General features: G+C 62.2%; 8 protein-coding genes and 1 pseudogene. 3 read left to right on the top strand and 6 right to left on the bottom strand.

Annotated elements, in window-relative coordinates:
- Positions 1-21: 21 nt before the first annotated feature.
- The 3 genes and pseudogenes from ACTHXA_RS07715 to ACTHXA_RS07705 form a co-directional block, all read right to left on the bottom strand.
- Positions 22-2,399: pseudogene (locus tag ACTHXA_RS07715) on the bottom strand (ATP-binding cassette domain-containing protein).
- Between the two features lie 53 nt (positions 2,400-2,452).
- Positions 2,453-3,565 (bottom strand): hypothetical protein, encoded by a 1,113-nt coding sequence (locus tag ACTHXA_RS07710; RefSeq protein WP_441671026.1) that lies wholly within the window; start codon positions 3,563-3,565, stop codon positions 2,453-2,455.
- Between the two features lie 62 nt (positions 3,566-3,627).
- Positions 3,628-4,815, bottom strand: coding sequence for an MFS transporter (locus ACTHXA_RS07705; RefSeq protein WP_441671024.1), 1,188 nt, complete (start codon positions 4,813-4,815; stop codon positions 3,628-3,630).
- A gap of 59 nt (positions 4,816-4,874) precedes the next feature.
- Between ACTHXA_RS07705 and ACTHXA_RS07700 the strand changes: the two genes are divergently transcribed.
- The 3 genes from ACTHXA_RS07700 (at position 4,875) to ACTHXA_RS07690 (ending at position 8,148) form a co-directional block, all read left to right on the top strand.
- Positions 4,875-5,906, top strand: a complete 1,032-nt coding sequence (locus ACTHXA_RS07700) for a pirin family protein (protein ID WP_441671022.1) — start codon at positions 4,875-4,877, stop codon at positions 5,904-5,906.
- Between the two features lie 6 nt (positions 5,907-5,912).
- On the top strand, positions 5,913-7,094 hold the full coding sequence (locus tag ACTHXA_RS07695) for a heparan-alpha-glucosaminide N-acetyltransferase domain-containing protein (protein ID WP_441671020.1): 1,182 nt from the start codon (positions 5,913-5,915) through the stop codon (positions 7,092-7,094).
- A 112-nt stretch (positions 7,095-7,206) separates the two neighbouring features.
- Positions 7,207-8,148, top strand: coding sequence for a VOC family protein (locus ACTHXA_RS07690; protein ID WP_441671018.1), 942 nt, complete (start codon positions 7,207-7,209; stop codon positions 8,146-8,148).
- Positions 8,149-8,355: 207 nt separating this feature from the next.
- Here ACTHXA_RS07690 and ACTHXA_RS07685 read toward each other — a convergent pair whose 3' ends face one another.
- The 3 genes from ACTHXA_RS07685 to hrpB all read right to left on the bottom strand — a co-directional run bounded on the left by ACTHXA_RS07685 (position 8,356) and on the right by hrpB (position 13,951).
- A complete protein-coding gene (locus ACTHXA_RS07685) occupies positions 8,356-10,167 on the bottom strand; it encodes a DEAD/DEAH box helicase (RefSeq protein ID WP_441671016.1) in 1,812 nt (603 codons plus the stop codon).
- A 38-nt stretch (positions 10,168-10,205) separates the two neighbouring features.
- The gene (locus ACTHXA_RS07680) at positions 10,206-11,354 is read right to left on the bottom strand and encodes a baeRF11 domain-containing protein (protein ID WP_441671014.1); all 1,149 of its coding nucleotides are present in this window, start codon (positions 11,352-11,354) and stop codon (positions 10,206-10,208) included.
- Between the two features lie 89 nt (positions 11,355-11,443).
- Entirely contained in the window at positions 11,444-13,951 is a 2,508-nt protein-coding gene (gene hrpB / locus ACTHXA_RS07675) for an ATP-dependent helicase HrpB (protein WP_441671012.1), read from the bottom strand.
- Between the last annotated feature and the right edge of the window lie 86 nt (positions 13,952-14,037).

Below are 14,037 nucleotides of genomic sequence, written 5' to 3'. Positions count from 1 at the left end.
AGTGAGGCGGCGAGCTGGAAACTACGAAACGTATTCGGCGAGGTGCCGGCCAGTGAGTGTGGTGGCATCCTTCACGAGTGCTTCGGGAGTTCCTTCGAAGACCACCCGACCACCGTCGGATCCGGCACCCGGTCCGAGGTCAATGATCCAGTCCGCGTGTGCCATAACTGCCTGGTGATGCTCGATCACAATTACCGATTTCCCAGCATCCACGAGTCGATCAAGTAAGCCCAGCAGGTTCTCGACATCGGCGAGGTGAAGTCCGGTGGTGGGTTCGTCCAGCACATAAATGCCACCCTTTTCGCCGAGCCGGGTCGCAAGCTTGATGCGCTGTCGCTCGCCACCCGAGAGAGTCGAGAGGGGCTGTCCGAGCGTCAGGTAGCCGAGCCCAACATCCTCGAGGTGCCCGAGCGTTTTCGCTGCTGCCGGGGTTTTCGCCGCACCCTCGGCGAAAACTCGCGTGCTTCCGCGACCGGCATGGCGAGCACCTCGCTAATATCGCGGCCACCGAGCTTGTACTCAAGGACTTCTGCCAAGAAACGCTTGCCCTCACAGTCTTCGCAGACGCTTGACACCGTCGCCATAAACCCGAGTTCCGTGAACACGAGCCCGATGCCCTTGCAGGTCGGGCAGGCGCCCTCGGAGTTCGAACTGAACAGCGCTGGTTTCACTCCGTTCGCCTTCGCAAACGCCTTCCGTATTGGCTCGAGCACACCCGTGTACGTGGCGGGGTTGCTGCGACGGGACCCTCGAATTGCACTCTGGTCAATGTGAACAACACCGTCTTTGGGCATGGATCCCTCGATCAGGGAACTCTTACCCGACCCGGCAACACCGGTGACGACACAGAGGACGCCGAGCGGCACCGCCACATCGACGTGTTGGAGGTTGTGCGTGTGGGCGTCGCGGATTTCGATCTGGCCGGAGGGTTCTCGAACCGAGCCTTTGAGACGGGCACGATAGTCGAGGTGCTTGCCGGTGAGGGTAGCGCTCTTGCGAAGCTGCGCCACCGTGCCCTCGAACGTGATTTCGCCACCCTTGGATCCCGCAAGCGGGCCAAGGTCGACCACGTGATCCGCGATCGCAATGGTCTCGGGCTTGTGCTCAACCACAAGCACGGTATTGCCCTTGTCGCGAAGCTGCAGCAGGAGCTCATTCATCCGCTGGATGTCATGCGGATGCAGGCCAATGGTTGGTTCGTCGAAGACGTAGGTCACATCGGTGAGTGCCGAACCGAGGTGCCGGATGAGCTTGGTGCGCTGCGCCTCACCGCCCGAAAGCGTGCCCGCGGGGCGATCAAGTGAGAGGTAGCCGAGGCCAATGTCCACGAACGAATCGAGCGTATCGGAAAGGGTATTGAGCAGCGGTGCGTAACCGGAATCCTGGATGCTGCGCACCCATGCCGCGAGGTCAGAGATCTGCATGGCGCAGGCGTCGGCAATGCTGATTCCGTTGATCTTGGAGCTGCGGGCGCCTTCTGCGAGTCGGGTACCCTCGCAGTCGGGGCAAGTTTGGAAGGTCACCGCGCGATCGACGAACGCACGGATATGCGACTGCATCGCATCCTTGTCTTTGGAAAGCATCGACTTTTGAATCTTGGGGATGAGCCCCTCATAAGTCATATTCGCGCCCTCCATCTTGACCTTGACCGGGTCCTTATAGAGGAAGTCGTGAAGTTCGCGCTTATTGAATTTCTTGACGGGCTTATTGGGGTCAAAGAAGCCGGCATTCGCAAAGAGCTTCACGTACCAGCCGTCGGCCGTGTAGCCGGGAACCTTGATCGCGCCCTCGGTAATCGCGAGGTTTTCGTCGTATATCTCACTGAGGTCAATGTCGTTGACTACGCCCATTCCCTCGCACTTTGGGCACATCCCGCCGGTGATGTTGAACGTTGCCTTCTCGGCAATTTTATTGCCCTTCTTCACGGTGAGCGCGCCGCTGCCGCTCGCCGAGGGAACGTTGAAGGCAAAGGCCTGCGGCCCGCCGATGTGGGGGTCCCCGAGACGGCTAAAGAGAATGCGCAACAGCGCATTTGCGTCGGTCGCGGTGCCGAGTGTCGACCGGGGGTTCGCACCGAGACGTTCCTGATCGACAATGACTGCGGTGGTGAGGCCTTCGAGGCGATCCACCTCGGGGCGGGCGAGCGAGGGCATGAAGCCCTGCAGAAACGCGCTATAGGTCTCATTAATCATCCGCTGCGATTCCGCCGCGATGGTGCCGAATACGAGCGAGCTCTTCCCGGAACCAGAGACACCGGTAAACACCGTGAGTCGACGTTTGGGAATCGAGACACTGATGTTCTTGAGGTTATTTTCGTTGGCACCCTGGACTTGGATGACGTTGTGGCTATCGGCGAGATGTGCGTTCACGGCGTGCTCCTCGGGTAGGTCAGACGGCATAGTCTATGCGTGAATTGACATTGTTCAGTGCGGCAACGATGTGGAACTTGAAACTACTCGAGCATTGTTCCGGCGGCATCGAATATGCAGCTAAATGAGCCGTAGTCGCCGTAGTACGTGGCGGTCCACCTGAAGGTACCGAGTGACTTCTCGCCGGTGACGCTGATGCGTTCGGCGCTCGGGTCCTCGTAGTATGCCTCGCAGGCGTCGAGTGATTCGGGAAGCACCGCCCAATTCACATCCGCCAGCGAGAAAAGATCGGTGTCCTCATCCACTTCCATTCGATAGGCCAAGGGGGCCGTGCCATAGACGCGATCACCGCGGACGGCGCTGCGGTCGATCTTGGAGGTGCCCGGATCAGCCACATCCAGCACTTCGAGCGTGTAATTGCTCTCCAGCGAGACGCGAATGACCTCGTCTGCAACGATCCCGTCGAGCCGCTCGACGGCAGCATCAAGTGCGCCCGGGGCGAGCAGCCCGTGATGATTCCGCGTTGACGCGTCGAAGGCAGCGATCGATGAGTTGGCGAGCATCGGAATAAAGGTGGGAAATGCGAGCACGAATATGAGGAGTCCACCGAGCAAGGAAACGGTTCCGTCGAGCCGACTCGCGCCCGACCGCTTCGGTGGCGACGGGGTGACTCGGAGTTGGTCGTAGCCTAGGTCCGCCTCACGGACGCTCGCGAGCGACTTCTCGAGCAGGATGCGCTGCTTGGTTTCTTCGCTCGGGTGCCGGTCAATTTGCACTTCGTAGGCGCCGTGGTGGCGACGTCGAACGGCGACGACCTTTCCCACATACCAGTCATTGACCTCGGCCTTATTGAGCCCTCGATGGTGGCGATAGGGGAAGCTCGGTTCGTTCTCAGGCTGCACCACAAGATCAATGTTGTACGAGTCATTACTATCTTCATCACCCTTACGTGCGAGTGTGACGCCGATCACCGTCGCTGGCGCGCTCAGCGACGGATCAAGGAGCACTGCCCGACGATGCCGCATACGGGTGCCGATCGTGAACATCACAATGCCGAGCACCGCAATAAAAATCCAAAGCGGGATGCGCAGACCCGGCCATATTTCGACCTGGACGGCGCCGATCGCCTCCGCGACAAAGCTCAGGATTCCGCCGAGTGCAAGCGCGGCGCCGCTGATGGTCAAAATGCGATGCATGGCGGCATCGTAGTGAACACAGGTAGCCGACCTTGTCGGGGTGCTAATCGAGTTCGTCGCCGTCAGTCTCCGGCAATCGCGCGGGGTACACGCAGCTGCGTTGACAGCGCGGCCACCGCGATCAGCGAAATCACTGAGATCGCGATCGGCAGTGAGGACAGGGAGCTCAGCCCGCCAATCGTCGGTGTCAGTCCGACCGTTGCGGCACGAAGAATCCAGGCGAGAAGCGTAACGCCCGCATGCGCACGCAAGCCGGGGACCGCATCCGCCTGGGTGAACGCAATCGGAACCGTCACCGCGCAAAATAAACCGGCTAACGCGAACCCGGCGAGAGTGACCCACGCATTTGGTGTCCAGGCAATGAGATTGAGACTCAGGACGATACCGATGAGGCTCACGATCAGGGTTGGTCGCCGCCCAAAGTGATCGATAATCCGGTCACCCATCAGTCTGCCGAGGAACTGCGCGGCAAGAAGCGTCGTGAGCGCGGCGCCTGCCGCCGCGGCGTCCACGCCGCGTTCCGTATTGAGCAGCACGGCCGACCAGTTATTACCGATGTCCTCGACCGCCACGCCCGCGATCGCTACGAGTGCGACCGGGATCAGAATTTTCCATGCGGAGCGGGGGATACGCCCGGGTGCCTCTTCCTCCTCCACGCGATCCACGCGATCCACGCGCAGAAACTGCGAGCCCGCGATCGCCATCGCGGCCGTGCACACCACCGCCCAGGAGCTGAGGTGCACCACAAGGGGCACACCCACCGAAGCCGCGAGGGTGCCAACACCGCCGCCGAGTGCGGCCCCCACGCTCCACCCCGCATGCATTGACGTTAAAGCCGACTTGCCCAGCGCATCCTGAACTCTGAGACCCTGCGCGTTTTGGGCGACGTCGACCGTGGAATCACAATATCCAGCGGCAAAGAGTGCCAGCGCAAAGAGCCACGCATGACCGCTCAACACCGCAACTCCGGCCAGGGTAAAGGCGAGGGTGACGCCGACGGTCCCCAAGACCGCAACCGTGCGTGTACCAAATCTTCGCAAGAGGATGCCCGGCACGTGGAAGGTGGTGGCCGCCCCGACCGTGATGGCGGCGACCACGATGCCGAAGATCCCCGTGATCAACTCGAGGGACTCCTTCACCTCGGCATAGCGCGCGAGCAGGGTCGCGGGCATCGCACCGTTCACCGCAAACGCAACCATGACTGCGGCGCGCGCTCGAAGCAGCCGTGCACGCTGGGAAGAAGAAAACACGGTTGAATGTAATCATGAACGCGTGGCGCCCCGGCGAACACCGAAGGAAGTGAGTTTCGATGAGCAATACGGAGCATAATCCTGAGGAGCAGGTGTGCGAGAACCGCACTTACTCGACCGCGGGCCTCAGCACCGGCGTAATCGAGGCTAGCTCGGGTGTGTCATTCCTCGAACCCAGGCTGGTACCGCTGGGCGGGCCGCGTGCGATGACGGTTAAGCGATTGCTGCCGCAACGGGCGCGATCGCTCGTGGGCGCCTGGTGCTTCCTTGACTTTTACGGGCCGGATGATGTTGGGAGTACCGGCGGGATGCGCGTCCCGCGACATCCGCACACCGGGCTTGCTACGGTCTCGTGGTTGTTCGATGGTGCTGTTGACCACATCGATTCAGCTGGGAATTGGGCCACGGTGGCTCCCGGCGACGCCGTGTTTATGAACGCGGGCAACGGCATTACTCATTCTGAATTCTCGACCGATGAGACAACCGTGTTGCACGGCGCACAGCTCTGGTACGCCTTCCCGGAAGCGCATCGTTTCGTCGAACCGTCCCTGGACACGCATCGTCCGGTGCCCGTATCGGGCGACGGCTGGGAGGCTCGGGTCTTCGCCGGTGATCTGCTGGGCGTGACTTCTCCGCTTCGCACGTACGCTCCGATATCCGGTGCGGAGATCCGCCTGGAACCGGGCACCGTGCTGGAAGTCACTGTCCCGGCCGGGCATGAGCATGCGCTGCTTCCGGTGCACGGAGCCGTGCGTTTCGAAGGCGAAGCGGTTCCGGCTGACCACCTCGCCGTGCTCGATATGGGGGCAACGCAGCTGCGCATTGCAGCGGGGGATGAACAGGTCCTAGCGCTGCTCATCGGAGGTGAACCACTGAACGAACCCATTGTGATGTGGTGGAACTTTGTCGGCCGCGATCACGATGAGATCGTGCGCTATCGAGCTGAATATCAGACCGAGATGGGCTTCGAGGACGAGGATGTGGACTCACTTCGATTCGGAACATTCCCGCCCCGGCAACCCGATCCGCTGCCAGCTCCGGAGCTGCCGATCACCAGAATGAAACCTCGCACGCAGCCCTCGAAGTCATAGCCGCGTATGGGAGCAAATACTCAGACCCGTGAATTATCCGGGCAACGGAACCCCGGGCCATCGCCCTGGCAACGACTGCGCGACTTCGGTTTGCCGCCGCGGGTGATGGGCCTCGATCTGGCGCGAGCGCTCGCGGTCATCGGGATGGCCGGTGCCCACATGGGCGGAATCGGCGAGATCAACATTTGGTATCCGGAGACCTATTTTGGTGTGGTCCACGGTCGGTCATCGATCCTTTTTGCGGTGCTTGCGGGGATTTCGGTCGCCATCATGACGGGGCGCCAACGCATTCCGGAGCGAGCGGAGCTCGGCTACCTGCGCTCCAAACTGTTCGTGCGGGGCATCCTCATTTTCATCATCGGTCTGCTGCTCGAACAACTCGGCGTACCGGTAGCGATTATTTTGATGCTCTACGGACTGTTGTACATCATCGTGATGCCGTTCTTGCGGATGCGCGTGGGCACGCTGCTACTCGTGGCGTGTGTGATTGCCGTGGTCGGTTCAATGGTCACCATGGCATTCGCCCTGGTGTTTTACGACGTGTGGGCGTTCAGCGCGGAGTTCTTATCCACCGATGCCTATCCACTGAGCATCTGGGTACCGCTGATGCTGGTGGGGCTCGCAATCGGCCGGTTACCGCTCCTCGACAACCGGGTCTCAGGCGCCTTGTTCGCGATTGGTGCGGGTGTGTCGGTGATTGCTTATAGCCTCTCGGCCGCGGCGGGCGGCGCCGAAGGTCACGACGGGCCCCTGGCGATCGAGGCCTATTACGACGGTGATGATCGGGGCGTCTTCTGGCCCTGGATCTGGGGGAGTCTGGTTGCGAGCTACCCGCATTCGGGCGGGATGCTCGAATTCTTTGGCTCGGGAGGATTTGCCGTTGCGGTGATCGGGTTGTGCCTCCTCATCGCGAAACCCCTGCGGTGGCCGCTGATTCCGCTTGCAGCACTTGGGTCAATGCCGCTGACTGCGTACAGCGCGCACCTCGTCGTTATCGTAATCGGTTGGGGGCCGGGTGCGCTGCCTGATAGCTATGCCGCATGGGGGTGGACGAGTCTCGGTCTCGTTGTTGGCTGCACCCTCTACATGGTGTTCTTTGGGCGAGGGCCGCTTGAGCGCGGGTTGAAATGGGTGTCGGATGCGGCGGCGAAGGATCGCGCTGAAGAGTCCACACCAGACCGCACTTAGGGGTCCGCGCCGTAGGGTATTGCGTCCTCAGACACTTCCATCTACACTTTTACTTGTAGGTACAACTAAACTAAGAATCTGATCGGGTTGTACGTGAAGCTTTGGAGGCACCATGTCTGAATCAACTATCGTCCAGGACCAGGCTTCGGTGACCGACCGCATCCTCAGCGCCGCGACCGGAATGGACGCCGTGACCCTGCACGTCGGTGACCTGGAGAACATGTCCAGCTACTACGCGAATGCCCTCGCGCTCGAGCCAATCGAGGAACGAGCCGACCGTGAGGGAGTGCAGCGCGTGCTCGGTCGTGGCAATGTTCCGCTGGTCCGCCTCGTCGAGACCACGGATCTGCCAGCAGCAAGCCCGCGGGCAGCTGGACTCTTCCACACTGCATTTCTTTTTGAGGACCAGGCTTCGCTCGCCGCGACGGTGTACCGCGCAGCTCAAGACACGCGCAGCCGCTTCGCGGGTTCGAGCGATCACATGGTGAGCGAGGCGTTCTACTTCTCTGACCCTGAGAACAACGGCATCGAGCTCTACATTGACCGTCCCCGTGACCAGTGGGTCAAGAATGCCGCTGGCGAGATTCTGATGGACACCACTTTCCTCGACCCAAACCAGTTCCTGCGTGACCACCTGCAGGAAGACGTGCTCGAGAACGCCCCGAAGCTCGCGGGCAAGGTCGGACACGTACACCTGCAGGTTGGCGACGTCGCAACCGCGCGCAAGTTCTACGTGGATGCGCTTGGTTTCGAAGCAACGCTCGCCAGCTACTCCGGCGCGCTCTTCGCCTCCGCCGGTGGCTACCACCACCACGTGGCGATGAACATTTGGAACAGTGCCGGAGCCGGACCGCGCGCAGCCACGTTGGGACTCGGAAACGTGGCAGTCACTGTCCCCGGTCGTGAAGACCTGGATGCACTGGTCGCGCGCCTGACCGAACAGAAGATTCAGTTTGCCGATAAGGGCAACGAAGTCGTCACGAACGACCCTTGGGGGACCGAGGTCACGCTCGCACTGCCGAACGCGACCGCTGAGACCCTCCTCGCCCGCTAGCGCGTTTCCGCGGCGCTCGCTCGATTACTTTTGTCCGCTGTTGCCTGGAGTTCGCGCATTCTTCACGCAGAGTGGTCACTCGGCAAGCGCCACCCCCGCAGAGTGGTCACTCTGCAGGCGCCGCCGCCTAAAGAGTGGTCACTGCTTGTTGGAAAGAACGGAAATACCAACAAGCAGTGACCACTCTATGTTGCGGTGGGGAGGCCGCTAGTAGCGCTTGAAGGGCTTCCGCGAGCCGCGGTCTGAGTTGTTCCAGCCGCCGCCGTGGCCGCGACCTCCGCGGTCGCCACGGAATCCGCCGCGGTCGCCGCCACCGCTGCGCTTGCCGCCGCGGTCGGGCTTGATATCGATGGGTCGACCACCGACTCGGGTGTTCTTGAGCTTCTCAAGTACCCCGGGGTCGAGGTTCTCCGGCAGCTCCACAATCGAGAAGCTCGGGAAGATGTTGATCGCGCCAATCTCATCGCGTGAGAGGCCACCCTCGTTCGCGATCGCGCCGACGATGCGTCCGGGCAGTGCGCCATCGCGCTTACCTACCTCAATGCGATACGCCGAGAGCCCTTCTGACGAGCGTCGTCGGGGCCCACGGTCTTCGCGGTCGCGCCCACGATCATCCCGCCCGCGATCGCGGTCACTGTGTGAACGCTTCAGCAGCGCGTCGTCATTGGGGTCGAGTAGCAGTGGCGTGTCACCCTGCTGCACGACGGCAAGGGCCGCAGCAACATCGGATTCCGGCACATCGTGGTGGCGAACATAGTGATCAATGATGTCGCGGAAAGCAGTGATGCGTTCGGTCTGCTGTAGCGCCTTGGTGATCTCATCATCGAAGCGCGCGAGACGGGTCTCGTTCACATCGGCGGCGCTGGGCAACTGCATTTCTTCCATCGGCTGGCGCGTCGTGCGCTCGATGTGGTTGAGCAGGCGGCGTTCACGCGGGGTAACAAAGCTGATCGCGGCACCGGTTCGGCCCGCGCGACCCGTGCGACCAATCCGGTGCACGTAGGACTCCGGGTCGGTTGGGATATCGAAGTTCACGACGTGGGTGATGCGATCCACGTCGAGGCCGCGAGCGGCAACATCGGTAGCGACGAGGATGTCGAGTTTGCCGGACTTCAGGTTGTCCACGAGTCGCTCACGCTGTGTCTGCGGCACATCGCCATTGAGCGAGCCAGCCGAGAAGCCACGCGCGCGCAGTTTCTCGGCGAGCTGATCAGTCTCACTCTTCGTGCGAACGAAGACGATCATGCCCTCGAACTCTTCGACCTCGAAGATGCGCGTCAGCGCATCCACCTTCTGCGGGTACGAAACCACGAGGTAGCGCTGCGAAATATTCGCAGAAGTGGTGGTCTTCGACTTCACCGTGATTTCGGCAGCGTCGTTGAGGTACTTCTGCGAAATGCGGCGAATCTGCGGCGGCATCGTGGCCGAGAACAGGGCCACCTGCTTGTCGCTCGGGGTGTCGGCGAGGATGGTTTCCACATCTTCCGCAAAACCCATCTTGAGCATTTCGTCGGCCTCATCGAGCACGAGGTACTTCAGCTCGGTGAGATCCAGCGTGCCGCGCTTGAGGTGATCCATGATGCGGCCGGGGGTACCCACCACGACATCAACACCGCGGCGCAGCGCCGAGAGTTGTCCGCCGTAGGCCTGACCACCGTAGATCGGCAGCATGCGCAGCTCCGGCAGCTTGGAAGCGAAACTCTCGAAGGCTTCCGCGACCTGCAGCGCGAGCTCGCGCGTGGGGGAGAGCACGAGCGCCTGTGGCGTGCGTGCTCCGGGTTCGATGCGCGACAAAATCGGCAGCGCGAAGGCTGCCGTCTTACCGGTACCGGTTTGTGCGAGGCCCACCACATCCCGACCCTCGAGGAGGATCGGGATGGTGGCGGCCTGGATGGGGGAAGGGCGCTCGTAACCGATCGAGGTGATTGCATCGAGTACCGGTGCGCTGAGTCCGAGTTCGTCGAACGTGGGGGTGGCGTCTTGCGCCTCTGATTCTGGGCCATTCGATTGAGGCGTCATAGGCTTAAGGCTACTCGCTCAAATGGCCAGATGTGTCCCTAGTCGCTCAGAGCGCCACGGAAAACCGCGGCCAGCGGCGAATCATCGGGAAGATCATCACGTCGCACGGCAAAGACCCGGCCACCGGTACGCAATACTCGCGCCGCAACCTCATCCACCAGTCGGTAAGTCGTTGGTCCCGGTTCCGGCACGGGAATGACCTCACCAAAGTCGTTGATGATGCCCTCGTCATTCGACTCAATGTCGAAAAGGAAGGATTCGACTTGGCCCGCGGTTGCGGCTTGGGCGACGACTTCGAGATTGGAACTCGCCCGCTTTTGCGGCTTTCGATTCCCGAAGTTCTCACACCAGTCAGCGACCGCGGCGGCATACATTTTGTCGAGGATGACACGGCCTCGCGTTTCGAGGTCGCTCACCGAGAGCGACGCCGGGTTGGCGTCGATGGACTCTTCGACGAGCGAAGAGTAGGTATTCACCTGTCGATACGCCGGGTCCAGGTCCGCTGCCGCGGCGAGGACAAGCGGAACTGAATCGTCACCGATTTCATGAAGCACCGCATCCTGCACGATGGAGCAATACCGGCGAAGTTCGACTTTTGGCCCGAGCGTGCCATCCGCCTTGTGCCGGTCCAGCCGTCCGCCCGAGGTCGACTGACCGAGCACGTCGGCGGCGTCATCGGGCAGGGTCGTGAGTTCAATTTGTCGCGTGGTGGCGGTGGAATCGAGGAAGAGGAGCCGCACCTCGCCCTCGGTAAGTGCCAAGACGTAGCCAATGTGGCGGAAACTGATGGCACGTACGAGTGGGCCGACATCGAAGCGGTCACCAACGGCGGTCAGCGGTGACAGCTTGTTCATGAGACGGAATGACTGGATGCCCTCGGGCGACACGAATACCGCAACACTGCGAGCGGAAGTCGCCCAGAAGTCGCGGTCATTCTCGAGCTCACGTACGTGCGCGGCGATCGCATCCTGATCGGTCTTTGACACATCGATTTGTGCCAGGTCACTCAGCGCCTGACTCGTGGATGTGCGAAGTGCGAGGCGTGCGGCCTCGGTGTCGTGGGCTATTGCCGGTCGGTCGCCCCCGTTGCCATTTGCCGCGGCGCTCACATAGATCGAGACACTCGCGACGTTGCGGTGCTTCGTGAGATCGGCAAAATCTTCTGCGGAAGGAATATCAATGCTCATCTGGGCATGTTACGCACCGACCATTGGAACTCACTCAACGCGGGTGGTGCCCGAAGCCGGCTTGGTTCGCGATTCGCGACGGTGCTTCGCTACCGTCCGGATTTCTTTGTGCCTCGCTTCGCGGGTGCGGTCAACGGGTCTTCGGGCCAGGGATGCTTCGGGTAGCGGCCGCGCATTTCCGCACGTACTTGCCCGTAGGCGTTGTTCCAAAAGGATGCGAGGTCTTCGGTGACGGCGAGTGGTCGCTGGGCAGGCGACAGCAGATGCAGCAGCACCGGGACGCGCCCGTCAACGAGCCGAGGGGTCTCAAGCCAGCCGAACACCTCTTGCAGCTTGACGCGCAAGAGCGGTGGGGAATCCGGCTCATCAAAATTCGGATAGTCGATGCGGATCTTCGAACCGCTGGGCACTTCGAGTCGTTCGGGCGCGAGCTCATCGAGGCGAGCTGCTTCGGGCCAGGGGAAGAGCCGCTTCATGGGCTCAAGCAAATGGATGCGTGGCAGTCTCGTACCGGCCGTGATCAAGTCCAGCTCGGGGGCGAACCACTCATCAACGCGCGCAAGTAAGCGCTCATCGGTCACTGCGGGCCATGGTTCCCCAAGCGTGTGGGAAAGCAATGCCAGCCGATTCCGCAATTGAATCGCTTCCTCGGACCACGAGAGTGCATTGAGTCCCTCGCGGTAAAGCATGTCGATGACGGCTGCTCGCGCGGCTTGGGGCGCCACCGGAACCGGCACGCTTTGGAGTGCAATCGCACCGATCGAGCGGATCTTCCGCGCGGTGATGCGATCCTTGTGCCAGCGAGTTTCAGTCTGTTCCTGCACGAGTGAACCGGCAACCTCGACGGCGGTCTCCGCGCTGATCGGCACTGCGCTGCGAATCAGCGTGTCCCGCGTCGTGCGATGCAACTCGGCAACCGCCAGCCAGGGCTCTCCCCGGAGTCGAGAGTCTCTTGGCAGTGATGCTCCGGTACCACCGGCAATGAGATAGTCGCCGCCGGGACCGCGCTGACGGGCGAGTCGTTCGGGATAGGCGAGGCCAACCACAGTGCTGAGTACCTCGTCATCGCTCATACGGTGTGCTGGAGGCTGTGCCACGTCGATGAGCCGGGCAAACCGCTGCGCGTCCTGTCGCCACCGCTTCGAATCGGGCGAGTTACCCTGTCGTAGCGCACGCAAGAGTGCCGCGAGATCACCACCGGGTGCTCGGGCATCGGAATCCACGGCAGCGACCAACTGTGCAGCTCGTTCACTGCCGAGCAGTGCCGCACCGTCAAGGAGCGCTCGGGCAAGCCGGGGGTGCGTGGGAATCCTTGCGATCCGGTGCCCGCGCTCCGTGACCGTGATCCTCGCATCATTCGGACCGCCACGTTGCTCCGTAATTGCGCCGAGCGCGGCGAGTGTCGAGTGCGCCTGCGAGAGTGCGGCGGGATCGGGTGCATCTGGAAGCGACATTCCCACACCGCCCGGAGCGCCCCAAACCGCGAGGGTGAGCGCAGCGCTGGTGAGATCCGCGCTGAGAATTTCTGGGCGCGTGTGGGCCGGGAACCCCGCCCACTCGTGCTCGGCCACGCAGCGAATCGCAAGGCCCGGTCCGGTGCGTGCCGCACGCCCCGCGCGTTGATCCCCCGAAGCCCGCGAGACCGGCACGGTGACGAGCCCCGAGATCCCGCGCTCCACATCCAGCCGTGGCACGCGGGCAAGACCCGAATCAATCACGAGCCGCACATCCGGCACCGTCAACGACGACTCGGCCACCGCGGTCGCGACAATCGCCCGCCGCGGACCGGGGGAGAGCGCCGCATCCTGTGCCGCAGAGCTGAGCGACCCGGTGAGCGGGAGGGCAGTCACCCCGAGATCGGTGAGTTGCCGCACCACCGTAGCCACTTCCCAGGCACCGGGCAGGAATACCAGCGCGGAGCCGTCAGTGAGATCGCCTAGAGCCGAGGCGGTTGTGCTCGCGATATGGGCAAGAAACTCACGACTCACACCGCGCTGATCGAGCCTCGGCACTGAAGCCGGCGCCCAGCGAATCTCGAGCGGATGCGGCACGGCGGGAGCGCGGACCACGGGCGTGGCATCACCAAGCAACTGGGCCCAACGCTCCGCATCGATCGTTGCCGACATAGCGACGAGCGTGAGGTCTTCGCGCAGTTCGGCAATTTCACACAGCATTGCGAAGGTGAGATCCGCATCGAGATCCCGCTCATGCACCTCATCAAGCACGACCGCGTCGACTCCGGGCAGATCCGGACTCGTCAGGAGCCGACGGAGCAACAGTCCCGCAGTTACAAACTCAATCTTCGTGTGCTTGCTCGTGCGCGAATCGCCTCGGACGGAATAGCCGATCTCGTTGCCGAGCGCGGTGCCGGTGAGGGATGCGAGGCGCGCTGCCGCGGCTCGGGCCGCGATCCGACGCGGCTGCGTCACGATCACTCGACCGAAGGTATTCGCGACCACCGGAGGAACGATTGTCGTCTTTCCCGACCCCGGCGGTGCCTCGACCACCGCGCGACCGTGCTGAGCCAGCGCATCCTGCAGCTGCGGAATAAGCGCCGCGGCAGGTAATCCCCGTGCGATGGAATCAAGAGAGAACATGTGCACAGGATGGTACGGGATGCGACCAGTGTCGGATGTGATGAACCTCACGTTCAGTGAATACTGATGTGGAGCTCTCAAGTCGG

This window comes from Gulosibacter sp., assembly GCF_052090685.1.
Lineage (GTDB): Bacteria > Actinomycetota > Actinomycetes > Actinomycetales > Microbacteriaceae > Gulosibacter.
This window is presented reverse-complemented; position numbering and strand designations above follow the sequence as displayed.